Origin of the sequence: Pseudomonas sp. NPDC086251 (assembly GCF_044746405.1) — a bacterium.
Taxonomy (GTDB): Bacteria; Pseudomonadota; Gammaproteobacteria; order Pseudomonadales; family Pseudomonadaceae; genus Aquipseudomonas.
In genome coordinates this window covers 938274-961148 of the sequence record NZ_JBIVBY010000001.1, presented here as the reverse complement: position 1 = coordinate 961148, position 22875 = coordinate 938274, and the positions used below count along the sequence as shown (strand labels likewise).

Here is a 22875-nt window from a genome sequence, read left to right as displayed (position 1 = left end):
CTTGATCAGCGCAGGCGGATGACGAAGGGGTCTTGCATCTCGCCGGAGTAGTCGATGACCACGTTCTTGGCGCGGGAAAACTCGCGCATCACGTCAAAGCCGCCACGACGGCCGTAACCGCTCTGTTTGAAGCCGCCATTGGCGGACATGTACGCCGCGCTGCGGTAGGTGTTGATCCACACGGTGCCGGCGTCGATCCGGTTGGCGAAGCGCATGGCGCGGTCGATGTTCTGGGTCCAGATGCCCGAGGCCAGGCCGTAGTTGGTGTCGTTGGCCAGGCTGATCATCTGTTCTTCCGAGGTGAACGGCATGACGCCGACCACCGGGCCGAACAGCTCGTCGCGCATGAAGGACATGTCGTTGGTGGCGTTTGCCATGACGGTCGGTTCGAAGTACCAGCCTTCGGACAGATTGCTCGCGCCTGGGCGTTTGCCGCCGACAGCTATCTGCGCCCCTTGTTGCACGCCGCTGGCGATGTACCCTTCGAGTTTTTGCAGTTGCGCTTGCAGCGCCAACGGGCCGATGTCGGTGTGCTCTTCCATGGGGTGGCCGACGCTGATGCGCTGGGTGCGGGCCACCAGGGCTTCAACGAACCGGTCGTAGATCGGCGCTTCGACGAAGCAGCGCGAGCCGGCGACGCAACTTTGCCCGGCCGCGGCGAAGATGCCGGAGACTACGCCGTTGACCGCCTTGTCGATATCGACATCGGCAAACACCACATGCGGTGACTTGCCGCCCAATTCCATCTGGCACGGCACCAGGTTGTTCGCCGCATTACCAGCGATGCGCCGACCGGTGTCGGTGCTGCCGGTGAACACGTACTTGGCGATGCCGGGGTGGCGGGTCAGCGCATCGCCGGTGACCACGCCGTTACCGGTGACGACGTTGACCACACCGGCCGGGAAGCCGGCTTCGATGATCAATTCGGCCAGGGCGAGGGTCGAAGCGCTGGCATGTTCGGAAGGTTTGATCACCACGGTGTTGCCGATGGCCAGGCACGGCGCCAGGGTGCCGGTGAGCAGCATCAGTGGTGAGTTCCACGGGGTGATCATGCCGATCACGCCCAAGGGTTCGCGGGTGCTGTAGTTGAGCTGGTTGAGCTTGTTGACCGGGATGGTTTCGCCTTGCAGCTTGTCGGCCATGCCGGCGAAGTAGGTGTAGGCGTCGGGCAGGGCGCTCATCTGGGCGCGCATTTCGCGCAGCAGCTTGCCGTTGTCGCGGGTTTCCAGCAGCGCCAGGGCTTCGGCGTTTTCCGCCACCAGTTGGGCCAGGCGATACAGCAGTTTGCCCCGTGCGGTGGGTGTCAGGTTGCGCCATTGCGGGTCATTGAACGTGCGCTGGGCCGACGCCACCGCACGGTCGACATCGCTGGCATCCGCTTGGGCGAATTGGTACCAGGCCTGGCCGGTCGTCGGGTCGAAGCTGTCGAAATAGGTTGCACTGTCGGGCGCGACGAAGCGGCCATCGATAAACAGGTTAAGGCGATTGCCCTCAAGGGCGCTGACCGTGGTTTTCATGCAGGAGTCCTGTGGGTGCGTTTCAAAGGGATTCGTGGGCCAGCGCGGCGTAGGGCGGCGTGGCGTTTTCGATCATTTCCACCCGGCCACTGGCGGCCGAGCCGGTGTAAATGCCGAACTGCTGGTTTTTGCGCTCGCGGGCATAGCGGCGGACCACCGAACGCAGTTCGTTGACCGGCATCTGCTCGATGGGCAAGTCGTCCAGCGGAAAGAAGCGCAGGGTGTCGGGCAGTTCGACGTCGGGGTCGAGGCTGTCGAGTTGGGCGCGATAGATCAGGAAACCGGGGTCGGTGTCGTCGACATCGAACACCGAGTACAGAAAGGTCGATTCCAGTTCGATCGACAGTGCGCTCTGGCCCGCGTCGATAAAGCCCTTGCGCTTGCCGGCCACGGGCAAGGTCCAGCCGCCGTTACCGTCGGCGCGGAACAGAATGGCGTCGCCGGCTTCGATCAAATAGCCAATGATCATCTTGTGCGAGTCCAGCCAACTGGCCGGCAGCGGGTCCTGGATGTTGGCGTAGCGGCCCCGGCAGAAACACAGCGGCAGCTTGGGGCTGGTGCCGAAGGCCCGGACCTGGCCGATCAGTACCAAGTGGTCGCCGGCCTCGATACGCTGGTCAACGGTGCAATCGAACCAGGTCAGGCTGTCAGTGAGAATCGGCGCGCCGGTGTGGACCTTGTCGTGGTTGACGGTGTGGAATTTGTCCGGTGACTTCGAAGCAAACGTCCCCGAGACGTCCACTTGGCCTTCGTGCAGCAGGTTGACGGCGAAGTGCTCGGTGCTGGCGAACGAGGCGAAGCTGGCTGCCGATTTGCCGACGCACACCAGGAGTAGCGGCGGGTCGAGGGAGACCGAGGTGAACGAGTTGGCCGTCATGCCCCGCGGGTTGCCCTCGGCATCATGGGTGGTGATCACGGTAACCCCGGTAACGAAGGTGCCGAAAGCCTGACGCAAGGCGCCGGGATCGACTGCTGCAACGTTGGCGCTGACCATGGTGCTCGGCATCGGAGTACTCCTGTTTCAATGGCGTGTTTCTTATGGTTTGAAGCAAGCCTACGGGGAACAAAACGCCACGGCTTGCATCGATCTGGAGCAACCGCAGCAAAAGTTTTGCTGCGGTTCAACGGAGTATTCAGTCCTTCGGATGCTCGGCTTCCATCTCGGCCATGTCCTGGTACCGGTCAGCAATGCGCGGATGGGGACGCGAGCCGTCGGCGGCACCGATGGCAATCAGGACTTCGTCCGGGCCCGGTGCATCGGCGATCTGGAAGTTGGCGGTGAGAAAGTGCGAGCGCTTGCCGGTTTCGCTTTTGTGCACCATCGGCAGGGCGAGCAGGGCGCCCGGTGCGTTGCGGGTGTTGGTGAAGCTCAGGTAAGCGGTGCCTTCGACGGCTTCGCGGAACAGATTGCCGAAACGCAGGGTGTGGATCAGGCCCGAGGCGTGCTCGATTTCACCGTTGACCCCCACGGCGGCAGCCTTGCCAAACGCTTCAACCTTGCCGCCCGGCATCAGCGCAATCAAACGGCGGGTCATCTCATGGCCCAGGCCGGGAGCCAGGCGCAGGATTTCCGGGCGCAGGTTTTCGACAAAGCCCTGGCCGGCCCAAGGGTTCTTCAGCACGGCGGCGACCACGATCAGGGTGATCGGTTTGCCGGCGTCCTTGCCACCTTCGATAAAGGTCTCCTCAATAAAAGTGCAGTATTTCCTGACGCCCAGATTCTCTAGATTCATGATGACTCGTCGCCCTTGTGGCTGTTGGTTGTGGCCTTAGGCTAGGAGCAAAGGGAAACAGCGTCTTCCGTGGTTCAAGAGTGCAAATGCACTGGACATTGCTCGTAACCGGAGCAAGTATCAGGTCCGCCTGGCAGGCTAGTTTTGCTGCCGTGACCTCCACGTTCAGGTGAGCGCCTTGAATCGAGAAATGCAGATACTGTCGTTGCGCGATGTGGCCAGTCAGATCAACTCCGGCGGTGATCTGCAATCGATGCTGCACCAGTTGGTCTACGCCAGTTGTCGTCATACCCACTGGACCATGAGCTCGATCATGGCGATTGATATGGACGCCGGTTTTGGCCACGTCATCGCCCGCCATGACCCGACGTTGGTGCAGCGGCCGCTGGTGGATTGCTGGGAGTTGTCATCGAGCCCGGTGATGACCGCGTTGCAGCGCAATGAGCCGGTATTTATCCGCGACGTGCGCGAATGCGAGTACCCCGGCTATCGCCGCGAATCCCTGGAGCGCGATTACCGCACGGTGATGGTGATGCCGATGAATTGCACCGACTTCGACGGTCGGCCGATGGTGCTCAGCGTGATTTCCCGCACGCTCATGGACGTCTCGGAGGAAGACCGGGTGTTCCTCGGCATGATCATTCACCTGGGCGCCATCGCGGTGGAGCGTCAGCGCCAACTGGAAGCCGAGCGCCGCGCCGCCGAACGCATGCAGCAGGCGTTGCACGTGCACACCACGTTGCTGGAACACGTGCTGGGCGGTGGCTCGGTGACGTCGCTGTCGCTGATGGTCGGTAACCAATTGCCTAACCCGGTGATTGCCGTCGACTTCACCGCCAATCAGGTGGTGGCGGGGCGCTCGCCGGACACCACGTTGTTTGATGACAACGCCTGGCAGGCCGCTGTCGCCGGGGTCCTCAGTGTGCAGATCTCCAACGCCGCCCATGAAAGCCTGCGCAGCGCCCTGCGCAGTACGGTCAATTTATTCCTCGATGACGGCCAGCGTCAGTTCACCCTGCGGGCGCAGATTGAGCCGCTGATGGTCGATCATGAACTGGTAGGCGCGCTGGTCCTGTTTCCGGTGGCACAGCCGGTCAATGAACTGGACCTGATGATGCTGGAAAGCGCGAAGTTCGCCTTGAGCGTGCAGATGATGCGCAGCTTTATCCGCTTTCGCTTCGAAACCCGAACCCAGACCGAACTGCTGTTCGAGGTGCTCGAAGGCCGCTGGCGCGACGCCGATGATATCCAGCAGCGCGCGCAGCGCCTGGGCATCAACTTCAGTGCCGCGCAGCAGATGATCATCATCGATTACGGCACCAAGGCTGGAGAGTCGAAGAACCTGCATCACAACGTTGCGCGCATCCTCACGCGGGCGGCGATCAACTCAACGGTGATCGTCGTCGACAACGGCCTGGTGTGCCTCGTGCCCTCGGAAGGCGAAAAGGGCAGGGAGCGTCTGGCCAAGGTCCAGCGGCAGATGGCCGATGACTTGGCCCACTACCTGGGCGCCGAGCCGATACTGCTGGCCAGTGGCGTTTGCAGAATGCTCAGCGATTACCCGGCAGCCTGGGAACGCTGCAGGCGGCTGATCGATATTGCGCGCTCGTTCGGCCGCAGTGGCCCGATCTCCGACCAGGACTTTGGGCCGATCCCGATTTTCATGGCTGCGGTCGGCGGTGAAGACATTCGCACCTTCGTCAATGAAAGCGTCGGCGCGATGCTGGCCCATGACCGCAAGCACCACACGCCTTACCTCGAAACCCTCACCGTATACCTCAGGGAAAGCTGCCGCAGCCAGGCGTGTGCCGATGCAATGGGCGTGCACGTGACGACACTCAGGTATCGCCTGTCGCGCATTCAGGATCTGTTCGGCATTGATGTCGAAACACCGGAGCGGCGGTTTGCCACGGAGTTGGCGATTCATCTGCAACGGGTGATCGATAATTGATGACTGCGTCCTGGTCCTGAACATCGCGAGCCAGCTCTAATGCGTACTTTCAACGTTCAGAACCCGTTGACCGCAACCGTTCCCTCCCAGTGACTGCCAGTCGCTGACGCGCACCTCCCACCCCTTGCAAATCTGCAACGACCCTTGCGCAAACCGCTGTTTTGCGCTTGCCGGCCCGGTCGTATGCTCATCCACAGAGCACGTTTGAACGTGCCACCACCGAAGGACCTCTCCTAATAACTTACGATAACAACGGAGAACACTCATGGCTTCTCAAGACCCCAATGTCTGGCAGATCCTTGACCAGTGTGAAGAGCTGACCCGTATCAAACGCGAAAAAAATACCCTCTCGCTCACCTTGCTGCTCATTGCAGCGGCGTACTACGCGACCCTGTTGTTGGGGCCGACTTCCTTGAAAGCGTTTTTCAGCCTGCCGCTAGCAGGCGAATTGAACATCGGCACCGTCTTTGCCATTTCCCAATACCCTTTCTGCGGCCTCCTGGCCTGGATCTACCTGCGAAAAATGCGCTCGGTTGATCGGCAAGTCACGAGCCTGGTCAAGCAATACAAACAAGGAGAGCTCTGATGAAGCCTCTACGTGGGTTGTCTTTGATGGTTGGCGTAGCCATGGCCAGCCTGGCTGTTCCGGCGATGGCGCAAAACACCGTGGTGAATGGTCAGTTCCGCAGCATGACCTTCGTGGTCTTTGGTGCGCTGGTGCTTTTTACGTTGGCGGTGACGTGGTGGGCGGCTCGACGCAACAGTTCGGTCGGGGATTTTTACACCGGTGGCGGTGGGATCTCCGGTTTGCAAAATGGCTTGGCGATCTCCGGTGATTACCTGTCCGCAGCAGCTTTTCTCGGCGTGTCCGGCCTCATTGCCCTGTACGGGTTTGATGGAATCCTTTACGTCGTGGGTTTCTTTGTCGGCTTTATCCCCGTGTTGCTGCTGATTGCCGAGCCTTGTCGCAATCTCGGGCGTTACACCTTGAGCGACGTCCTGGCGTTTCGAAACGGTTTCCGCTCGTCGAAGACAGCAGGCGCTATTTCCAGTGTCTGCGTGGCCATCTTCTACCTGATCCCGCAAGTGGTCGGCGGTGGCGTCATCATCAAGGCGCTGGTCGGCATCGAGTACGAAGTGTCGGTGCTGTTGGTCGGTGCGTTGATGCTGGTGTATGTGTTGTTCGGCGGCATGCGGGCGACGACCTGGGTGCAGTTAATCAAGGCCGTGCTGTTGATCAGCTGCTGCTTCTTGATGGTGATGTTCTCTTGGGCGCCGTTCGGTTTTGATATCCCGCAGTTCATGCAAGGCCTGCTGCACAGCGACGCCCTGACGGCGCATATGTCAGGCATGTTCCCGGCGCAAACGCCTGGGGCCGACCTGAACCGCAGTTTCTTCCAGCCCGGGTTGTACTTGAAGAACCCGTTGGAGCAACTGTCACTGGGGTTGGCGCTGGTCCTGGGCACGGCTGCAATGCCGCACGTGCTGATGCGATTTTTCACCGTGCGTGACGCCGTGACGGCGCGGACTTCGGTGTTGTGGGCCATGTTGGGCATCGGTGTCTGCCACGTACTCATCGTGTTCATCGGTTTTGCGGCGGCGTATTACATCGGTGCGCCGACCATCGCCAGTTTCGACAAGGGCGGTAATCTTGCTGCGCCGTTGTTGGCGCAGTTTCTGGGGGGCGGTGCAGAAAGTTGGGTCGGCAACTTCATGTTGGCGTTCACCGCTGCCGTCGCGTTTGCCACGATCGTTGCGGTGGTGGCGGGGCTCACGCTGGCGGCCGCTTCTGCGCTAGCCCATGACATCTACGTCGGCGCGATCTGCCACGGCAAAGCCACAGAGCGGCAACAGGCGATGGCCGCGCGCATTGCCACGTTGTTTGTCGGGGTCCTGGCAATCGTGGTGAGCTTGCTGGCCAAAGGGCAGAACGTCGCGCACCTGGTCGGTTTGGCCTATGCCGTCGCGGCCTCGGCGAATCTGCCGGCGCTGCTGCTGACCCTGTACTGGAAACGTTGTAGCACCTGGGGCGTCCTGGCCGGAGTGGTCGGCGGCACATTGCTCGCGATTGCCCTGGTGCTGGTGTCGCCCAACATGACCTATCCCGCCCAGGTTCGCCAAGCGGCCTTGGCCAGCGTGGTGCAACTGCAACAGCAACTCGACACGCTTCCTGCCGATCAGGCCGCGCAACGTACTGCCCTGATCACCCAGCAGGCTCTAGCTCGCGCTACGGCTCAGGGCATCGCCGAGAACGCCACCAGTATGGTCGGTCTGCGTCAACCGCTGGTGCCGTTGCGAAACCCCGGGCTGATTTCGATCCCCGCCGGGTTCCTGCTGGTGATCGTGTTCTCCCTATTGTTCCGCGATCCCCGTTCGCAATCGATGTGGGCAGAGATGTCTGTGCGTCAGCACACCGGCATCGGCATCGCGGCCGCCGAAGCGCACTGAATTCCCACGCGGGTGCCTGCCGCCCGCGTACCTCAATCCACGACTATTTCCAAGGGGAACTCCCATGGCTCAATTACCTTCGCTCAAAGCCGCCGCGTGCCACGTCGCGCCGGTGTTTCTCGACAAAACCGCCACCACCGCCAAGGCGCTGAATCTGATCCGGGAAGCGGCTGCCAACGGCGCCGATCTGGTGGTGTTTCCTGAGTCGTTCATTCCGGCGTTTCCGGTGTGGGCCGCGCTGTGGGCACCGATTCTCAACCACGACCTGTTCGAACGGATGGTGGAAAACAGCCTGTACATCGACGGCCCTGAAATCGCCGCCTTACGTGCCGAATCCAAACGCCTTGGGGTGTTTGTGTCCATGGGGATCAGCGAGCGCAGCCACGCCAGTGTCGGTTGCATCTGGAACAGCAACGTCCTGATCGGCGATGACGGCGCCATTCTCAATCACCACCGCAAGCTGGTGCCGACGTTCTACGAGAAACTCATCTGGGCGCCGGGCGACGGGGAAGGGCTGCGTGTCAGCGATACGCGTATCGGCAGACTCGGTGCGCTGATCTGCGGCGAGAACACCAACCCGCTGGCGCGCTACGCATTGATGGCGCAAGGCGAACAGCTGCATATTTCCTGCTGGCCCGCACTCTGGCCGACGCACCGTCCGGACTCGGGCAGCAACTTTGATAACGTCGCCGCCAACCGTATTCGCGCCGGGGCACATTCGTTTGAGGCCAAGGCATTCGGCATTCTCTGTGCCGGCTACATGGACGCGACGATGCGCGACTTCCTGGTGGAGCGCGACCCGGCGGCCGCGCAGATCCTCGACAACACCCCCCGGGCAGCGACGATGTTCATTGACCCGACCGGTACCCAGGTGGGCGACCTGCTGCAAAACGAGGAAGGCATCTTGTATGCCGAACTGGATCTGAATCGCTGTATCGAGCCCAAGCAGTTTCATGACGTGGTGGGTTACTACAACCGGTATGACGTTTTCGACTTCAGTGTCAACCGGCGTCGCGATGAGCCGGTGGAGTGGAATGACGCACCGGTTTCACGAGCGAACGCCTCGTCAGGTTTGCGCGAACAACGGATCCTTGAGCAGCAAGTGTTCGAGGAAGCCGACCGCCGCCTTGACGCGGGGTACGTAGCGTAACTCGCGATGAACGCTGAGCCATAAGTCCCGGCTTCCACGCACCTCATCACCCAACAAGCGGCGCAGGCCAAAACGGCCTGCGTCGGCGAACTCCGGCAGCAGCACAATCCCCATACCCGCCGCCGCAGAGAACATCTGGGCCAGCATGCTGGAAGACTGGAAGGCATAGTTCGGTTTATCGACCACCTCCTCAAGCCAACGCACGGCGTCGATCTGGATCAGGTCTTCGATGTAGCCGACGAATCGGTGGTGTGACAGCGCCTCGACGTTTTCGGGAGTGCCGTGTTCCTTCAGGTAGCTGTCCGCGGCGTACAGGTGCAACGAAAACCGCCCCATGTGTTCAGCGTCGAGTCCTTTCCCGTGGGGCTTGAAGAAACCCAGGAACACATCGGCTTCTCGACGCGTGACATAGAGTTGCTGGGCCGATGTCACCAGTTCGACGGTAATCGCTGGGTACTCACGGTTGAACGCCACCAATCGACTGCTGAGATAAAGCGATGCGATCCCCTCCATGGTGCCGATACGCACCGGGCCATGCAGGGCACTTGATTGCCGATCCAGCGTGGCGGTCAACGCAGCGAAGCCGTTGTCCATGCCTTGCACCGAATCCAGCAACTCGCTGCCAAACCCATTGAGTGCAAGCCCGGTGTGACTGCGCTCGAACAAGCTGGCCCCAAGGGCATATTCAAGTTGAGCAATACGCCGGCTGACCGTGGATTGGTCAATGTGCAACTTGCGCGCAGCCTTGACCAGGTTGCCCGTTCTCGCGACAGCCAGAAAGATTCTCAGATCGTCCCAGTTGAGTTGGTCGGCGGACATGGCGTTCCTCGCAGTGGCACATGAAGTTGCGTTTTTGCGCGCTCTGTCAGCGGTGTTTTCCTGTCAGAGGTTGGCGACGACTGGCGAAAAAAAAATAGCGCCGTGCGTATCGTACACGTTTTTCAATCCGTGCTTTTTTGACTAAGCAGGCTGGCGTTTCAGGCTTCACGAGCTGAGATCAGTCAGCCATTCAACACAAGTTTTTCCAGATGTGTAAGCTCTCGATTTCGACTTTTAATGTTATAGGGTAACAATAGATAATGCTCGCCGCGGGACACCTCTATTCACCCTTGCTGCGATATCTCATGACCCAAAATCCTCCTCATTCCACGATCATCGTGGCTGGCCGGCTTACGTCCATTGACGCATTGAGAGGCATGGTGATTCTGTTCATGCTGCTCGACCATGTTCGTGAGACCTTCCTCCTGCATCGACAAGTGTCCGATCCCATGGACGTTGCCATGACCGAGCCAGCCTTGTTTTTCAGCCGGACGCTGGCCCATCTGTGCGCACCGATCTTTGTGCTGCTCACCGGTGTATCCGCCTGGTTGTATGGTGAGAAATACGCTGGCAAGGCAGACGTTTGCAGCTTTCTATTCAAGCGAGGCCTGTTTCTGGTGGTGCTGGAGCTCACCCTGGTGAACGTTGCCTGGACGTTCCAGTTCCCACCGACCGTCATTTACCTGCAGGTGATATGGGCCATCGGTTTGAGCATGATTGCCATGGCGGTGATGGTCTGGTTGCCGCGACGCGTATTGCTCTTGTTGAGTCTGGCGATCATTGCCGGTCACAACGTGCTGGACGCCGTGCACTTTCCGATTGAGTCGGCCATGCATGTGCCATGGGCGATTCTCCATGATCGAGGCTGGATCGAACTGTCTGAAGGGCTTCGATTGCGCACGTCCTATCCTGTGTTGCCATGGATCGGTGTCATCGGCCTGGGTTATGCCATCGGGCCGTGGTTCGGGCGCGCAGTGGAGGCGAAGGTGCGCCAGCGCAAGCTGATGCTCTGCGGCGTCGCGGGCCTGACCGGATTCATCGCGCTGCGACTGCTAAACGGTTACGGCGAGAGGCCCTGGGTTGGGGGTGATACGTCCCTGCAAACGCTGATGGGGTTTTTCAATATCACCAAATATCCACCGTCGCTGCTGTTTGTGGCGCTGACCCTGGGCGTCGGATTTCTACTGTTGTTGTGGTTGGAGCAGCGGCAGAACAGCCGATGGCTGCGCCCATTGACGGTGTTTGGATCGGCACCGATGTTCTTCTATTTACTGCACCTGTATGCGCTGAAGGTTTTGTATCTGATCGCCGTCGCTCTGTTCGGATTGAACCAGGGCAGCTGGTTTGGCTTCTCCTCGGTCGGCGCGGTTTGGCTCGCGGCAGGGCTGTTGGCCACTGCGCTTTACCGCCCGGTTCGAGGGTTCTCTGAGCTGAAGGCTCGACGTCGGGACATTACCTGGCTCAAATACCTGTAGTGCCGCCCTTTGTGCACTTTTATAAAGCCGTGGGGCAGGCCTCTGCACTATGCGAAGGCAAACGCCGGCGGCTCTTTTATGCGAGATCACCCGTTATAGGCCTGAAAACCCTTCTCAATGCGCTGTCTGCGCGATCTGGCACAAACGCTGCAAGACACTGTTCAGGCCCACCGCAACCGCAGTCGAGTGGGCAGCCCCCTCGGTCAACGACGATCGATTCGTGGGCAACATCGGTGGATCAGGCATAGACGTCTGGTGCTAACACCGCAAAAGAACAGGCAAAGACGCCTGGAACCGCAAGGTTTCAGGCGTTTTTTTTTGCTTTTTGAACCGTTTTAGCCGGGTGCTTCTTATGAACTCCAATGTTGCCACGTTGAACAAGCTGCAAACGCTGATCGTGATCGGCAATGGCATGGTCGGACATCATTGCGTCGAACAACTGATCGAGCGCGGTGCGCTCGACCACTATCGGCTGCACGTCTTCAGTGAAGAGCCGATGCGTGCCTACGACCGCGTGCACCTCTCCGAGTACTTCTCCGGCCGTGATGCCGAATCGTTGGCGCTGTCAGAGGCGTCGCTGTACCAGACGCCGGGCGTCACCCTGCACTTGGGTGTGCCGGTACTGGAAATCGACCGTGCCCGGCGCCAGGTGATCACTGCGCAAGGTTGCGTGTCTTACGACAAACTGGTCCTGGCCACCGGCTCCTACCCGTTTGTGCCGCCGATCGAAGGCGCCGAGGGCGACTCGCGCCTGGTCTATCGAACCCTCGAAGACCTCGACGCCATCCGCGCAGCGGCTGCCAACGCCCGGCGCGGTGTGGTGGTGGGCGGGGGCTTGCTCGGTCTTGAAGCCGCCAATGCGCTGAAGAGCCTGGGCCTGGAAGCGCATGTCGTGGAATTCGCCCCGCGCTTGATGCCGGTGCAACTGGACGAAATGGGCGGCCTGGCGCTCAAGTCGCAGATTGAACGGCTGGGCGTCGGCGTGCATTTGTCACGCGCCACGCAATCGATCAGTGCGGGCGAGCAATACCGCTACCGCATGAATTTTGCCAATGACGAATTCCTCGAAACCGACTTGATCGTGTTTTCGGCCGGTATCCGCGCGCAAGATGCGCTGGCCCGCCAATGCGCGTTGGACATCGGGCCGCGCGGTGGTGTGGTGATTGACGACGAATGCCTGAGCATCGACCCGAACATCTACGCCATCGGCGAGTGCGCGTCCTGGAATGGCAGCCTGTTCGGCCTGGTTGCGCCGGGCTATCAGATGGCGCGCAGCGTCGCGGCGCGGCTGTGCCACGAAGTCGCCGAGCCGTTCATGGGCGCCGACATGTCGACCAAACTCAAATTGCTGGGCGTCGATGTCGGCTCCATCGGTGACGCCCACGGCAACACGCCGGGTGCACGCAGTTACCAGTTCATCGACGAAACCACGGCCAGCTATCGACGCCTGGTGGTGGACGCGACCGGCAAGCACGTCCTCGGTGCGGTGCTGGTCGGTGACAACAGCTATTACGACACCCTGCTGCAATACATGCAGAACGCCATTGCGCTGCCGTCCGAACCGGCCAGCCTGATTCTGCCGTCGTCCGAAGGTGCTCCGACTCTGGGCCCAGGCGCGTTGCCTGAATCGGCAACCGTCTGCTCGTGCCATAACGTCACCAAGGGCGCCATCTGCTCGGCCATCGACGGCGGCTGCACCGACCTCGGCCAGCTCAAGTCGCAGACCAAGGCCTGCACCGGCTGCGGCGGTTGTGCCGGTTTGCTCAAGCAAGTCTTTGAGCACGAGTTGATCGCCCGTGGCGTCAGCGTCGATAAAAGCCTGTGCGAACACTTCGCCTATACCCGTCAGGAACTGTACGCGCTGGTGCGGGTAGAAGGGGTGATCACCTTCGAAGAACTGCTGGCCAAACACGGCCGTGGTCACACCGGTTGCGATATCTGCAAACCGGCCGTGGGTTCGATTCTCGCTTCGTGCTGGAACCAGCCGATCATGGACGCCTCACTGGTGCCGTTGCAGGACACCAACGACACCTTCATGGCCAACATGCAGAAGAACGGCACCTATTCGGTGGTGCCGCGCATCCCCGGCGGCGAAATCACCGCTGACAAATTGATCGCGATTGGTGTGGTGGCGAAGAAATACGACCTCTACACCAAAATCACCGGTGGCCAGCGTATCGACCTGTTTGGCGCGCAGTTGCATCAACTGCCGGAGATCTGGGCCGAGCTGATCGAAGCCGGTTTCGAAACCGGGCATGCCTACGGCAAATCAACCCGCACGGTGAAGTCCTGCGTCGGCAGCACCTGGTGCCGTTACGGCGTGCAAGACAGCGTGCAAATGGCCCTGACCATCGAAGACCGCTACAAGGGCCTGCGCTCGCCGCACAAGCTCAAATTCGCGGTGTCCGGTTGCACCCGCGAGTGCGCCGAAGCACAGAGCAAAGACGTTGGCGTGATCGCCACCGAGAAGGGCTGGAACCTCTACATCGCCGGCAACGGCGGCATGCGCCCACGCCACGCCGAACTGTTCGCCACCGACCTCGACGACGAAACCCTGATCCGTTACATCGACCGCTTCCTGATGTTCTACATCCGCACCGCCGACAAATTGCAGCGCACCTCGGTGTGGCGCGAAAGCCTCGAAGGCGGCCTCGATTACCTCAAGGACGTGATTATCCACGACAGCCTCGGGCTCGGCGCAGAACTCGAAGCGCAGATGCAACTGGTGGTCGACCGCTATGAATGCGAATGGGCCAACGCCCTCAAAGACCCGGAAAAACTCAAGCGCTTCCGTACCTTCGTCAACGACAAACGCCCGGACCCGGACATCCACTTCGTCCAGGAACGCGGTCAGCGCCGCCCCATCATGGCCGCCGAACTCAACCTTATTCCCGTCACCGAGGAGATTGCCTGATGAGCCAGTCCAATACCCAACGCATCGATGCCCTGAAAAACACCGACGTCTGGCAAACGGTGTGCGAACAACAGGACCTCGTCAGCAACTCCGGCGTCGTCGTCTGGCTCGACGGCGCCCAAGTGGCGCTGTTCTACCTGCCGACCGCCGAGGGCCGGACCCTCTACGCCATCGACAACCATGATCCGCAATCCGGAGCGAACGTCATCGGTCGCGGGTTGGTGGGGAGCATCAAAGGTGACTTGGTCGTGGCCTCGCCGATCTACAAGCAGCATTTCCGCCTGGAGGACGGCAGTTGCCTGGAGTATCCGCAACAGCGCCTGCGCGTGTGGCCGGTGCGGTTGAACGGTGGAAGAGTGGAAGTCGGACAGGCTTGAAGGGCAACGGCATCGCGTAGCCGATCGGAGGCATTTATGAAAACAGCCGCACAGCTACTGAAACTCAAGGTCGTGCAAAACCAGCACGTTCACAGCATCGCGCCAGACGAGATGGTCCTTGAAGCGCTGAAGATGATGGCCGAGAAAAACGTCGGCGCGCTGCCTGTCATCGACGCGGGGCAGGTGGTCGGCGTGATCAGCGAGCGCGACTATGCACGCAAAGTGGTTCTGCAGGGACGCTCTTCAGTCGGTACGCCAGTGCGCGACATCATGAGCGCCCCCGTGGTCACCGCCGACAGCCAACAGAGCATCGAACGCTGCATGGCGGTCATGACCGACAGCCACCTGCGCCACCTGCCGGTGGTGGAGGGCGGCGAACTGATCGGCCTGTTGTCAATTGGCGACCTGGTCAAAGAAGCCATCGTCGAGCAGGCAGATCTGATCAGGCAACTGGAACACTACATCCGCGGGCATTGACGCAATCCGGGGAATGGACGGGTGTCCGGACTCCGGAAAACCGGCAAATCACCCGGTAGAATTTTTTTTGAAATCAAGGGGTTGCCAGCCTCGGGAAATCAGTACATAATTCACGCCATCGAAAGCACTGACCGCTCAAAAAGTTCAATGTTTTCAAGGAGTTAGATCAAGTATCTAAATCCAAGTTTGTACGCGTTTGGTGTTGTGCTACATGACATCAGATGTTTGAGGCCGAGTAGCAAAATGGTTATGCAGTGGATTGCAAATCCACCTACGCCGGTTCGATTCCGACCTCGGCCTCCACTATTGAAAGCCCCGTAGATCAATGATCTACGGGGTTTTTTTATGTCTGCTGGAAAGTGAAAAAAGACCATCACAGATTCCGCGACGCATCCATTCGATCATGCAAGATACGAATAATCGCGATTCCATAAGCGGTGATTCGAAAGTAAACCATGTGCCGTTCAACACTGCAGCGACGATAGCCGGGACGTATAGCGTCACAGGCCGAGGCTGTTTTAGGATGCTGCGCCAATTCCTCAAACGCAGCGACCATCAGATCGATGTAACGGTTGGCCTGGTCTACACCCCATTGCTGTGCGGTATAACGCCAGATTTTTTCGAGATCACCCTCTGCGGCAGGTGCAAGTCGGTATTCAACCACGCGCGGTCAACATTCTTTGCTTGAAGGTGTCGGGGTCGAAAGGGCGAGGTTCTCCGCTGGATTCACCTTCCCGAAGGGCGGCGCGGATTGTCTCAAGTTCAGCGCTACGCTCTTGTTCACGTCGGATCAGATCGCGGATGTATTCGCTATCGTTGGTGTAGTGACCCGCTTCGATTTGCGCTTTGATCCAACCGTCCTGCTGGTCGGTCACAGTGATCGTTTTTCGCACGGTTCCCATGATTAATTCTCCAGAAAAGATCTGTAGCGCGAAATTTATCATACTATTGGTGCTGTTTCGATTACGAAGTACCCACGCCTCGGTCACCAAGTCGAGTGCCAGGGATTGAAAAAATCCATACCGAATCCTGAAACCGGCTCCTCGATAACCGAGGAGCACAGGCCTTTAAAAATCAGTAGCTTGCGAAACGCTAATGATGCTAACCTATTGAAATTGCTTGTGTTGTGGATGGATTGCAGATCCAGCCAAGTCGGTTCGATTCCGACCTAGGCCTCCACCTTAAACAAGCTCCGTAGATCTATGATTTACGGAGCTTTTTTATTTGCACTGCGCTGCAAGATTTAGTCTTGAAAAGGGCATCTGCGACCTTGCTTCACCGGGGTGGGATGTATATATTTCCACCTCTGCTGCACAAGCGTCAGAACTGCCAGGTTGTTCTGCGCAGCGTCAGACCGCTTCACCGCGCTACCGCCCGAATGGCGAAACTGGTAGACGCATGGGACTTAAAATCCCCCGCTCGTAAGGGCGTGCCGGTTCGATTCCGGCTTCGGGCACCATCTAAAATCAAGGGTTTGCGGGCGAAAGCTGATGCAAGCCCTTGTTTGTTTCTGGGTCGCAATTCTGGCATTGGGTCGCAATTCACTTAGTAGGCGAGACTTGCTTTCCTACGCGACTGCGAATGTATTTTCTTAGAACGGTTCGGTGAGGATCCTGTCGTGGTGCCATGTCTCGTTGGGGGGCTCGATGCCTACGCAGAACTTCGATGTTATGCCACATCCTGCAGGCTCTCACCGTTGTTCGTCTTGCAGCTTAATCTTCGCTCTGATGATGACGTCGCGGCACTAACCCAGCTTCCGGTTGCGTCCCGTGCCACCTGAGGCGTATTAAGGGCCATCGAGCATACTGCTGAGTGCGCGACTCGCCTGCTGAACATGATCTTGATCAACTGAACCCCGACGGCTTAGAGTCATTGACTCGGACAGTTCAATGCGCTGACCTTTCTCAATCTTGAAGTCGCGAACCTTGCGCTTCGTCTCCTCATGGGCTAAGTGCTCATTCATTCCGAATACGGCGAACGTGCTTATTGCATGATTCCAGGCAGTAGAGCTCTTTTTGCAGCAGCTCGTTAGGCTTTCAAGCCGCCAAATATCCTTCAGCAACTCTACACGCTCGGCGCTAGGGTAGACGCACTGCGCTGAGAGGCGGTGGGCAAGCTCGGCGACAGCTGCCAGATCAAGCGCGGCTAGTGCAGTCACTATTTGTCGCTCAAAGCATTCGCAGGAATACTCATTGGGTTCCATGTAGGTAATCTACTCGCCGGCTGGCGTGATTCGTTGAAGTGCGGTATTTGTATAGGGCTTGATGGTGGCCTAATCAAAAGTGCGGTGGGCTTGTTGGCGCGTAGGTATGTTCAGCGAAGTGGAGTGGAAAATTGGGTAAGGATTGGTTGGTTTGGGCGCTTTGTTGCGCTTTGTTTGCCTCTGGGATTGTTTTTTCCAAAATTGTCCCTGGGCAGTTGGGTTTGACAGATTTTATTGGAATGATTTCAGCCTTAGGAACTTTGGCCGCTGCAATTGCGGCTTGGCAGAGCGCTAAAATTTCTGCACAAATGGCCGCTGGTAGTCGTAGTAGCGAAAGACTAAGTAATTTAGCTGAACACCGAAAGCAATTCGATGAGATGCTGACTCAAACGGAGCGGGATCTAGGTGTTGTTTTTTATGATCGTGTTAACTTGTATGATAGGGTGTTTCCTACTAATCGGAATCCGTTGTTGCAGTTTAAAGTAGAAGGTGACTTAAAAAGGCTTGAAGGATGGAAGAAGTCATATTTTTCAATAATTGAGTATCTTCGACATCCTGGAGATCTGTTGATTGAACGATGGGTGTTTGCTGTTATGAATTTGACTGGTGAGATATGTGTGCGCAATGTCTCAGTGGAGACCGAGCAGGTTTATATAAGTGGATATACGCCCAGTGGCTTCAATGAAGAAAATGTAAGTAGGTATATGGGTAACTTGTGTTCGGTGCTAGGCCGTATTAGCAATTTTGGAATGATTGATGCCAACTTGCACCTGATGGCGGAATCAAGTCGTTTTGAAGATGCGTTCGAGAAATTCGTTATTCAAGTTAAAAGCGGGATGACCCAGCATTCGTTTCGTTCGACGTCCAAGAGTACTATCTGAAGTGCTGCTGGATATAGATGTTTTACCGATAAACTTATGGAGTATCGAGTAATTCGACTTTAGTTTTATGAGGAATTTAGATTTTTTACGCTCCCTATCTCGCGCCGCAAGAATCTCCTTATCGGTCGGCATTCCGTATTCATCGGGCATCATGCATTCTCCTAAGATATATCTATAGGAGATTTTGGTTTGGTGGATCTTTTGTGCTTTGTCGATTCAACGATGACTAAATGGGTTTGGTGGAACTGAAGGAATAGTTTCCAACGTTTCAAGATTCAGAAGCGTGAAAAACCCACGATCTTTCCAACCACCGGTATCAATGTGAATCACATTGCCCAGCCTGACGGGCTTTTGAAGCGGTGTATGCCCGACAACCAGTGCACGCAGCCCGCCAACGCCATGCGTCTCAAACTGATCAATTCGCCGTCGTGACCACATGCACCGGGTCTGCACGTGTGCCAAACGCTCATCGCTTTCTGGCGTTTCCAGTTCGTTTCGCAATGCCTCCCACGATGGCAGCGGGCAGTCGGCGTGCACGATGCCGATCAGGCCTTGTGCGGTTTCGATTTCGATGGCGATAGGGAGTTCGGCGAAACGCGTCGCGAAGTGTTGCTGTTCGGGCAGCGACAGGCCGGCGAACCAGGAACCTCCGTTGTAGATCCAGCTGTCGACGTCGCAGGTGTCGAAGTGAACCACGTAGTCGTCATGGTTTCCGCGCACCGGGTGGAACCAGGGTTTTTCCAGCCAATCAAGAACGTCGCGGCATTCGGGCCCGCGGTCGATCAGATCGCCCACACTGAACAGGCGATCGAGCGAGGGATTAAACCCGGCCGCATCCAGCGCGGCCTGCACGCGAGTGAAGTAGCCATGAATGTCGCCGACCGCGAAATCTCGACCGGCGACGTTCGCGGCGAAGCGCTTCACGCGCGGCGCTTCCAAAGTTTCCAGCATGGGAATGCCTCGCCTGTTACTCACCGACTAATTGGTGATCAGTTGAGTTTAGGCCAGGAAGTGACGGGTGCAGGTCGCCGATTTTTGAATCAAGGGTTTGCGCGCGAAAGCTGAGGCAAACCCTTATTTGTTTCTGGTCCGCTATTTCTGCTGGCGGCAGCTATTGGCCGTCGCCAGTGGTCGAATCGGCTTTACGCCGATTACTCCCATCAGGATTGCCGATGTCCACCAGCCTTCTTTCGACCAGGACATTTTGCAAGGCCTGGCGAGCGATAGGGTCCAGCTGATGTTCTCTCTCCTTGAGTTCAAGCAAGATCGGGCTGGACCAGGTGCGATAGGTCTGCTCGGTGATATGGATTGTTGTCATCTGTCTCCTCCTTGATTAGGTGCCCGCCACCAAAGGCGCCGCAGTCGATGCGATAGAAACCCTAGTTGAGGAAGCGCTTTGTTGCCAACAAAATGACCAGGCAGTCGTGCTTGCGTAGAGGTGGAAATAACGGGTACTCGCAAGCCCACACAAAACTGCTATTTCAACCTTCGTTTGCCCACACGCCCGAAGCGGCTGTGCGCCGGACATAATCAGTGAAGTCCCGCGCCGGCCGACCCAACGCACGCTGTACGCCATCGGCCACCGGTGTATTGCGACCGTCGAGTACGGTGGTGAAGAGGTACAGCACCAAGTCGATCAGTTGCGCCGGCAGCTCTGCCTGTTCCAACGCCTGACGATAAGCTTCCGCTGGCACGGCGGCGAAACGGATATCGCGTCGGGTCACTTGGGCGATTTCTTCCACGGCCTCGGCAAAGGTCAGTGCGCGTGGTCCCGTCAGTTCATAGAGTTGGCCTGAGTGCCCAGGTTGGGTCAGCGCCTCGACCGCGATCTCGGCGATGTCTTCTGCATCGACGAAAGGCTCCGCAATGTCGCCGACGGGGAGGGCCAGTTCGCCCTGAACGATCGGCTCCAGAAAGTGCGCCTCGCTGAAGTTCTGGAAAAACCAGCTGGCGCGCAGGATGGTCCAGTCGACGCCGCTGTTCTGTACGACGCGTTCGGCCTGTTCCGCTTCGACTTCACCGCGACCGGACAGCAACACCAGTTTGCCAGCGCCGCTTTTGACGGCCAGGTCGGTGAATGCTTGAACCGTTTCGAGCGCGCCGGGGACGGCGAGGTCCGGTTGATAGGAGATGTAAACCGCGTGAATGCCATCAAGCGCCGCAGCCCAAGTGGTTTGGTCTTCCCAGTCGAAGGCCGGCGTCGCGGCGCGCGAGCCGAGGCGAACGGGTAGGCCGGCGGCTTGCAGGCGTTCAGTGATGCGCCGTCCGGTTTTGCCTGTCGCACCGAGAATCAGGATGGTTTCTTGTGTGGTATTCATCGCGTTCATCTCCGTCGGGTTAATGTGAGTGATGCTCATGTTTAAAAGATGATAAACGCTCACGTTCTATCGTCAACCAACGGAATCGATGAAACCGACGTGCGGTGCTAAGGTGAGCCTATGTCACGTTACTGATCGGGAACCACGCCAGTGCGCAAGAAAACCACCGAGCAATCTGTTCCAGAACCGACTCGGCGCAACCCCACGCAACAACGCAGTCGTGAGCGCCAGGAGCGAATCCTGGCGGTGGCGACGCAACTGATCGCGACCAAGGGCAGCGATCAAGTGAAGATGAGTGAAATTGCCGAGCGCTCCGAGATCTCGATCGGATCGCTGTATCAGTACTTTCCCGACAAGAGTTCGGTCATTCGCACCTTGGCCGAACGCTATAACGCCGAGAGCCGGCGCTGTATCGAGGAAGCGCTGGCGGCGGTCGAGGATGAACAAGGGCTGCGGAGCGCGTATTCGGAGCTACTCGACCAGTATTACGAGATCGTGCTCGCGACGCCGGCGATGCGTGATATCTGGTCGGGGATGCAGGCAGACAAGCAGTTGCTGGAGCTGGAGCTGGAGGAAAGCCGTGTTGCCGGGGCGTTACTGGCCGACGCGATGCTGCGGGTCAATCCAGGCATTGATGCGCAACAGGTCGCTGACGCTGCCTTTCTGATCTGGCAACTGGGAGAGGCGACGATGCGCCTGGCGATCTCATGCGCGCCCGAGGAAGGGCGGCGTCTGGTCGAGGCCTTCAAGCGCATGTCGCTGCGCGAAATCATGCAGCCACTGGCGGTGAAAACGCCCGGCTCATAGTTATTTCTGCGTCCAGCGCCCGCCACCGGTTTCGCAATCGATCTTGGCTTGCTGCGGGTGTTCAGCGCCGTAGTAATAAGTGGTTATTTGCGCATTGGCGGGGATGTTCAGCGACTTGCTGTTCTTGTCCTTGCTAATGGACTGAGGGTTCGCCAGGGATTCTTGGGTCAATGTCGCCAGGCAGGTCGCCTGATAGTGATCGCCGCACTGTGCGACTTTTTTCTTGGTGCTGGTCAGCATCTCCTTGCTCTCGTTGCTGCACGACCAATCAATGGCGTCCACCGGCATGCCTTCGTATTCATAGCAAGTGTGGGTTTCAACCACTGGAACCGAAGGGCTTTGCGAGCGGGTGATGACGTCGCATCCTTGTGCAAACGCCAAGGTCGGGCTGAGGCTGGCAATCAGAAGCAGCAATCGACTGTTCATCAGGATTTCCTCTCCAATAGCGGCCTGTGTGCGAAGTCAGGGCCTATAGGTTTCGAAAGATGATGAACCGTCTCGTTCCATCCGATTTTCTGATTTTGACAGGTTGTACTGGGCGGCTGACCCGGTTTCAGTCGAGTCAGCCGCCGAAGTTGTCAGCTAAACGAAGGGTTGACCGGAAAAACCACGAGGCAACCGTTGCCGACCGGCCATGGCCGTCAGGCGCTCGGTCCAGGCTGCGCGCCAGTCATTGGCGGTATGGGTGGTTTTGGCTTTGCGTGCGGCGCGCCGAGCGGCGTTGCGTTGGTCTTTGCGCGCGTCCTTGAATGCATCGGTGTTTCGGCAGCTTCTGCATTTGACGCGGGTCAGTTCTTTGGTTGAAACCAGGTTGCTGCCGGTGTGACCGCAGGCCAGGTGCCCGCCGACTTTGAAGTGAGTGACCATCAGACGTCTCCTTGGTGACGTGTGATCGTTTGACCTTCAGTGGGCGGTGACGTTCGCTGCCGGGTAAAAGGCCAAAAAAAGGCCCGCGTGCGGGCGGGCCAAGGGATTCATCAAAAGGAGTGGGCTCACAGTAAGGCTTGAGATGTGAAGGCTGTGTGAAAGGGAATTTTTCGCAATAAAAAAATCCCAGCGCCAGGCTGGGTTGGGGATGTAATCGCGGGCAATCAGGCAAGGACGCACCCGGTGACGATAACGTCGCCGTTCATGCGCCCTGAATCAGGCCGTGTCCTCGATGCGCGAGCCCGGATTGAATCATCTGAACCGTGGCAGCGGCGGATCGACGGGTTTGAGCGACGACAGTGTGTTGCGAATCAGTGGCGTGTCCTTCTCGATGTCGTTCAGACGATCGCGAATCCGCAGGGCTGTCGGGTGCCCGCCTTGATGATCGACCCAGTCGGCGATTTCCTTGCACGCCGCGGCCAGGCGAGCCTGGCGAGAGTCAAGCAGGGTCAGCAGGGTGGTGATGGACTCTTTTTCGGACATGGCAAACACCTCCGTTCAAGAAACCTGTAAATGGCAGCAAAAAGCCCGCTGGGTGCGAGCTGTCTGCCGTTGGGGTCGCTAATCCTTCAGCTAACGTCAGTATAGACCCGGAAACGACAGGTGGATGTCAGCCGAGCCGGACCGTCATTTGTGACCTGGCGTTGAGCCGGTGGCATTCACGTTGGGCGTCTTCTTCAACATCGAAACCGTCACCGATGAAGCCGTGCGTGCGGGTGTCGGTGATTCGGAACCAGACAGCGGCGTCAGGCGGTTGATGACTGGCTTCCCCGGCGCGGCGGCCATGAATAATGATCTTGTTGCAACGCTTCACAACGAAAATGTCTTCCATGGCGTCACCGCAGCTAATTCGTTCAGAACAACTATAGAAGTCATTT

At 58.3% G+C, this 22875-nt stretch carries 24 protein-coding genes and 2 tRNA genes; 12 read left to right on the top strand and 14 right to left on the bottom strand.

The features are described from left to right. Positions 1-5 precede the first annotated feature (5 nt). The 3 genes from ACIPL2_RS04280 to ACIPL2_RS04270 form a co-directional block, all read right to left on the bottom strand. Positions 6-1517, bottom strand: a complete 1512-nt coding sequence (locus tag ACIPL2_RS04280) for an aldehyde dehydrogenase (protein WP_401353242.1) — start codon at positions 1515-1517, stop codon at positions 6-8. A 22-nt stretch (positions 1518-1539) separates the two neighbouring features. Continuing rightward, positions 1540-2523, bottom strand: a complete 984-nt coding sequence (locus ACIPL2_RS04275; protein WP_401353240.1) for a flavin reductase family protein — start codon at positions 2521-2523, stop codon at positions 1540-1542. Positions 2524-2650: 127 nt separating this feature from the next. Then, entirely contained in the window at positions 2651-3250 is a 600-nt protein-coding gene (locus ACIPL2_RS04270) for an amino acid synthesis family protein (protein WP_401353238.1), read from the bottom strand. A gap of 169 nt (positions 3251-3419) precedes the next feature. Here ACIPL2_RS04270 and ACIPL2_RS04265 point away from each other — a divergent pair, with 169 nt between their 5' ends. From ACIPL2_RS04265 to ACIPL2_RS04250, 4 genes are all read left to right on the top strand, one after another. Next, positions 3420-5201, top strand: coding sequence for a helix-turn-helix domain-containing protein (locus tag ACIPL2_RS04265; RefSeq protein ID WP_401353236.1), 1782 nt, complete (start codon positions 3420-3422; stop codon positions 5199-5201). A gap of 265 nt (positions 5202-5466) precedes the next feature. Next, positions 5467-5787 (top strand): DUF485 domain-containing protein, encoded by a 321-nt coding sequence (locus ACIPL2_RS04260; RefSeq protein WP_401353234.1) that lies wholly within the window; start codon positions 5467-5469, stop codon positions 5785-5787. Continuing rightward, the gene (locus ACIPL2_RS04255) at positions 5787-7649 is read left to right on the top strand and encodes a cation acetate symporter (RefSeq protein ID WP_401353232.1); all 1863 of its coding nucleotides are present in this window, start codon (positions 5787-5789) and stop codon (positions 7647-7649) included. The genes ACIPL2_RS04260 and ACIPL2_RS04255 overlap by 1 nt, the downstream gene beginning before the upstream one ends. A 64-nt stretch (positions 7650-7713) precedes the next feature. Further along, positions 7714-8799, top strand: coding sequence for a carbon-nitrogen hydrolase family protein (locus tag ACIPL2_RS04250; RefSeq protein ID WP_401353230.1), 1086 nt, complete (start codon positions 7714-7716; stop codon positions 8797-8799). On the opposite strand, the gene ACIPL2_RS04245 is transcribed toward ACIPL2_RS04250, so the two are convergent. Next, positions 8716-9618, bottom strand: coding sequence for a LysR family transcriptional regulator (locus tag ACIPL2_RS04245; RefSeq protein ID WP_401353228.1), 903 nt, complete (start codon positions 9616-9618; stop codon positions 8716-8718). The genes ACIPL2_RS04250 and ACIPL2_RS04245 overlap by 84 nt on opposite strands. Positions 9619-9923: 305 nt before the next feature. Between ACIPL2_RS04245 and ACIPL2_RS04240 the strand changes: the two genes are divergently transcribed. The 5 genes from ACIPL2_RS04240 (at position 9924) to ACIPL2_RS04220 (ending at position 15164) form a co-directional block, all read left to right on the top strand. Next, complete coding sequence (locus ACIPL2_RS04240; RefSeq protein ID WP_401353226.1) at positions 9924-11093, top strand: DUF1624 domain-containing protein; 1170 nt, start codon at positions 9924-9926, stop codon at positions 11091-11093. Positions 11094-11445: 352 nt separating this feature from the next. After that, on the top strand, positions 11446-14007 hold the full coding sequence (nirB, locus tag ACIPL2_RS04235; RefSeq protein WP_401353224.1) for a nitrite reductase large subunit NirB: 2562 nt from the start codon (positions 11446-11448) through the stop codon (positions 14005-14007). Next, positions 14007-14384 carry a nitrite reductase small subunit NirD gene (gene nirD, locus ACIPL2_RS04230; protein ID WP_401353222.1) on the top strand — a complete coding sequence of 126 codons (378 nt, stop codon included), beginning with the start codon at positions 14007-14009 and terminating at the stop codon, positions 14382-14384. The genes nirB and nirD overlap by 1 nt, the downstream gene beginning before the upstream one ends. Before the next feature lie 36 nt (positions 14385-14420). After that, positions 14421-14861, top strand: coding sequence for a CBS domain-containing protein (locus ACIPL2_RS04225; protein ID WP_401353220.1), 441 nt, complete (start codon positions 14421-14423; stop codon positions 14859-14861). 229 nt (positions 14862-15090) lie between these two features. After that, positions 15091-15164, top strand: a tRNA-Cys gene (locus tag ACIPL2_RS04220). Between the two features lie 70 nt (positions 15165-15234). Here the strand turns inward: ACIPL2_RS04220 and ACIPL2_RS04215 are convergent. Together ACIPL2_RS04215 and ACIPL2_RS04210 are read right to left on the bottom strand one after the other, a co-directional pair. After that, positions 15235-15525: a type II toxin-antitoxin system RelE/ParE family toxin gene (locus tag ACIPL2_RS04215; RefSeq protein ID WP_401353218.1), complete on the bottom strand. Its 291-nt coding sequence runs from the start codon at positions 15523-15525 to the stop codon at positions 15235-15237. Next, the gene (locus ACIPL2_RS04210) at positions 15518-15763 is read right to left on the bottom strand and encodes a type II toxin-antitoxin system ParD family antitoxin (protein ID WP_401353216.1); all 246 of its coding nucleotides are present in this window, start codon (positions 15761-15763) and stop codon (positions 15518-15520) included. The genes ACIPL2_RS04215 and ACIPL2_RS04210 overlap by 8 nt, the downstream gene beginning before the upstream one ends. A gap of 470 nt (positions 15764-16233) precedes the next feature. Between ACIPL2_RS04210 and ACIPL2_RS04205 the strand changes: the two genes are divergently transcribed. Beyond that, positions 16234-16320, top strand: a tRNA-Leu gene (locus ACIPL2_RS04205). 327 nt (positions 16321-16647) lie between these two features. On the opposite strand, the gene ACIPL2_RS04200 is transcribed toward ACIPL2_RS04205, so the two are convergent. Continuing rightward, entirely contained in the window at positions 16648-17064 is a 417-nt protein-coding gene (locus tag ACIPL2_RS04200; RefSeq protein ID WP_401353214.1) for a hypothetical protein, read from the bottom strand. Positions 17065-17195: 131 nt separating this feature from the next. On the opposite strand from ACIPL2_RS04200, the gene ACIPL2_RS04195 reads away from it, so the two are divergent. After that, positions 17196-17945 carry a hypothetical protein gene (locus ACIPL2_RS04195; protein WP_401353212.1) on the top strand — a complete coding sequence of 250 codons (750 nt, stop codon included), beginning with the start codon at positions 17196-17198 and terminating at the stop codon, positions 17943-17945. A gap of 216 nt (positions 17946-18161) precedes the next feature. On the opposite strand, the gene ACIPL2_RS04190 is transcribed toward ACIPL2_RS04195, so the two are convergent. The 3 genes from ACIPL2_RS04190 to ACIPL2_RS04180 all read right to left on the bottom strand — a co-directional run bounded on the left by ACIPL2_RS04190 (position 18162) and on the right by ACIPL2_RS04180 (position 20263). Next, complete coding sequence (locus ACIPL2_RS04190) at positions 18162-18896, bottom strand: metallophosphoesterase (RefSeq protein ID WP_401353210.1); 735 nt, start codon at positions 18894-18896, stop codon at positions 18162-18164. Positions 18897-19056: 160 nt separating this feature from the next. After that, on the bottom strand, positions 19057-19263 hold the full coding sequence (locus tag ACIPL2_RS04185) for a hypothetical protein (RefSeq protein ID WP_401353208.1): 207 nt from the start codon (positions 19261-19263) through the stop codon (positions 19057-19059). Positions 19264-19426: 163 nt separating this feature from the next. Then, the gene (locus tag ACIPL2_RS04180; protein WP_401353206.1) at positions 19427-20263 is read right to left on the bottom strand and encodes an NAD(P)H-binding protein; all 837 of its coding nucleotides are present in this window, start codon (positions 20261-20263) and stop codon (positions 19427-19429) included. Positions 20264-20413: 150 nt separating this feature from the next. On the opposite strand from ACIPL2_RS04180, the gene ACIPL2_RS04175 reads away from it, so the two are divergent. Next, positions 20414-21070 (top strand): TetR/AcrR family transcriptional regulator, encoded by a 657-nt coding sequence (locus tag ACIPL2_RS04175; RefSeq protein WP_401353205.1) that lies wholly within the window; start codon positions 20414-20416, stop codon positions 21068-21070. On the opposite strand, the gene ACIPL2_RS04170 is transcribed toward ACIPL2_RS04175, so the two are convergent. From ACIPL2_RS04170 to ACIPL2_RS04155, 4 genes are all read right to left on the bottom strand, one after another. Then, entirely contained in the window at positions 21071-21496 is a 426-nt protein-coding gene (locus tag ACIPL2_RS04170) for a hypothetical protein (protein ID WP_401353203.1), read from the bottom strand. It abuts the gene before it with no gap. Between the two features lie 156 nt (positions 21497-21652). Beyond that, positions 21653-21937 (bottom strand): hypothetical protein, encoded by a 285-nt coding sequence (locus tag ACIPL2_RS04165; RefSeq protein WP_401353201.1) that lies wholly within the window; start codon positions 21935-21937, stop codon positions 21653-21655. 312 nt (positions 21938-22249) lie between these two features. Further along, positions 22250-22480 (bottom strand): hypothetical protein, encoded by a 231-nt coding sequence (locus ACIPL2_RS04160; RefSeq protein ID WP_007946177.1) that lies wholly within the window; start codon positions 22478-22480, stop codon positions 22250-22252. Between the two features lie 127 nt (positions 22481-22607). Next, a complete protein-coding gene (locus ACIPL2_RS04155) occupies positions 22608-22829 on the bottom strand; it encodes a hypothetical protein (protein ID WP_401353199.1) in 222 nt (73 codons plus the stop codon). Positions 22830-22875 lie beyond the last annotated feature (46 nt).

Bases quoted from the DNA above. Each gene is read 5' to 3' on its own strand.
- ACIPL2_RS04280 (WP_401353242.1), bottom strand. From the start codon at position 1,517: ATGAAAACCACGGTCAGCGCCCTTGAGGGCAATCGCCTTAACCTGTTT.
- ACIPL2_RS04275 (WP_401353240.1), bottom strand. From the start codon at position 2,523: ATGCCGAGCACCATGGTCAGCGCCAACGTTGCAGCAGTCGATCCCGGC.
- ACIPL2_RS04270 (WP_401353238.1), bottom strand. From the start codon at position 3,250: ATGAATCTAGAGAATCTGGGCGTCAGGAAATACTGCACTTTTATTGAG.
- ACIPL2_RS04260 (WP_401353234.1), top strand. From the start codon at position 5,467: ATGGCTTCTCAAGACCCCAATGTCTGGCAGATCCTTGACCAGTGTGAA.
- ACIPL2_RS04255 (WP_401353232.1), top strand. From the start codon at position 5,787: ATGAAGCCTCTACGTGGGTTGTCTTTGATGGTTGGCGTAGCCATGGCC.
- ACIPL2_RS04250 (WP_401353230.1), top strand. From the start codon at position 7,714: ATGGCTCAATTACCTTCGCTCAAAGCCGCCGCGTGCCACGTCGCGCCG.
- ACIPL2_RS04245 (WP_401353228.1), bottom strand. From the start codon at position 9,618: ATGTCCGCCGACCAACTCAACTGGGACGATCTGAGAATCTTTCTGGCT.
- ACIPL2_RS04240 (WP_401353226.1), top strand. From the start codon at position 9,924: ATGACCCAAAATCCTCCTCATTCCACGATCATCGTGGCTGGCCGGCTT.
- nirB (WP_401353224.1), top strand. From the start codon at position 11,446: ATGAACTCCAATGTTGCCACGTTGAACAAGCTGCAAACGCTGATCGTG.
- nirD (WP_401353222.1), top strand. From the start codon at position 14,007: ATGAGCCAGTCCAATACCCAACGCATCGATGCCCTGAAAAACACCGAC.
- ACIPL2_RS04225 (WP_401353220.1), top strand. From the start codon at position 14,421: ATGAAAACAGCCGCACAGCTACTGAAACTCAAGGTCGTGCAAAACCAG.
- ACIPL2_RS04210 (WP_401353216.1), bottom strand. From the start codon at position 15,763: ATGGGAACCGTGCGAAAAACGATCACTGTGACCGACCAGCAGGACGGT.
- ACIPL2_RS04200 (WP_401353214.1), bottom strand. From the start codon at position 17,064: ATGGAACCCAATGAGTATTCCTGCGAATGCTTTGAGCGACAAATAGTG.
- ACIPL2_RS04190 (WP_401353210.1), bottom strand. From the start codon at position 18,896: ATGCTGGAAACTTTGGAAGCGCCGCGCGTGAAGCGCTTCGCCGCGAAC.
- ACIPL2_RS04185 (WP_401353208.1), bottom strand. From the start codon at position 19,263: ATGACAACAATCCATATCACCGAGCAGACCTATCGCACCTGGTCCAGC.
- ACIPL2_RS04180 (WP_401353206.1), bottom strand. From the start codon at position 20,263: ATGAATACCACACAAGAAACCATCCTGATTCTCGGTGCGACAGGCAAA.
- ACIPL2_RS04170 (WP_401353203.1), bottom strand. From the start codon at position 21,496: ATGAACAGTCGATTGCTGCTTCTGATTGCCAGCCTCAGCCCGACCTTG.
- ACIPL2_RS04165 (WP_401353201.1), bottom strand. From the start codon at position 21,937: ATGGTCACTCACTTCAAAGTCGGCGGGCACCTGGCCTGCGGTCACACC.
- ACIPL2_RS04160 (WP_007946177.1), bottom strand. From the start codon at position 22,480: ATGTCCGAAAAAGAGTCCATCACCACCCTGCTGACCCTGCTTGACTCT.
- ACIPL2_RS04155 (WP_401353199.1), bottom strand. From the start codon at position 22,829: ATGGAAGACATTTTCGTTGTGAAGCGTTGCAACAAGATCATTATTCAT.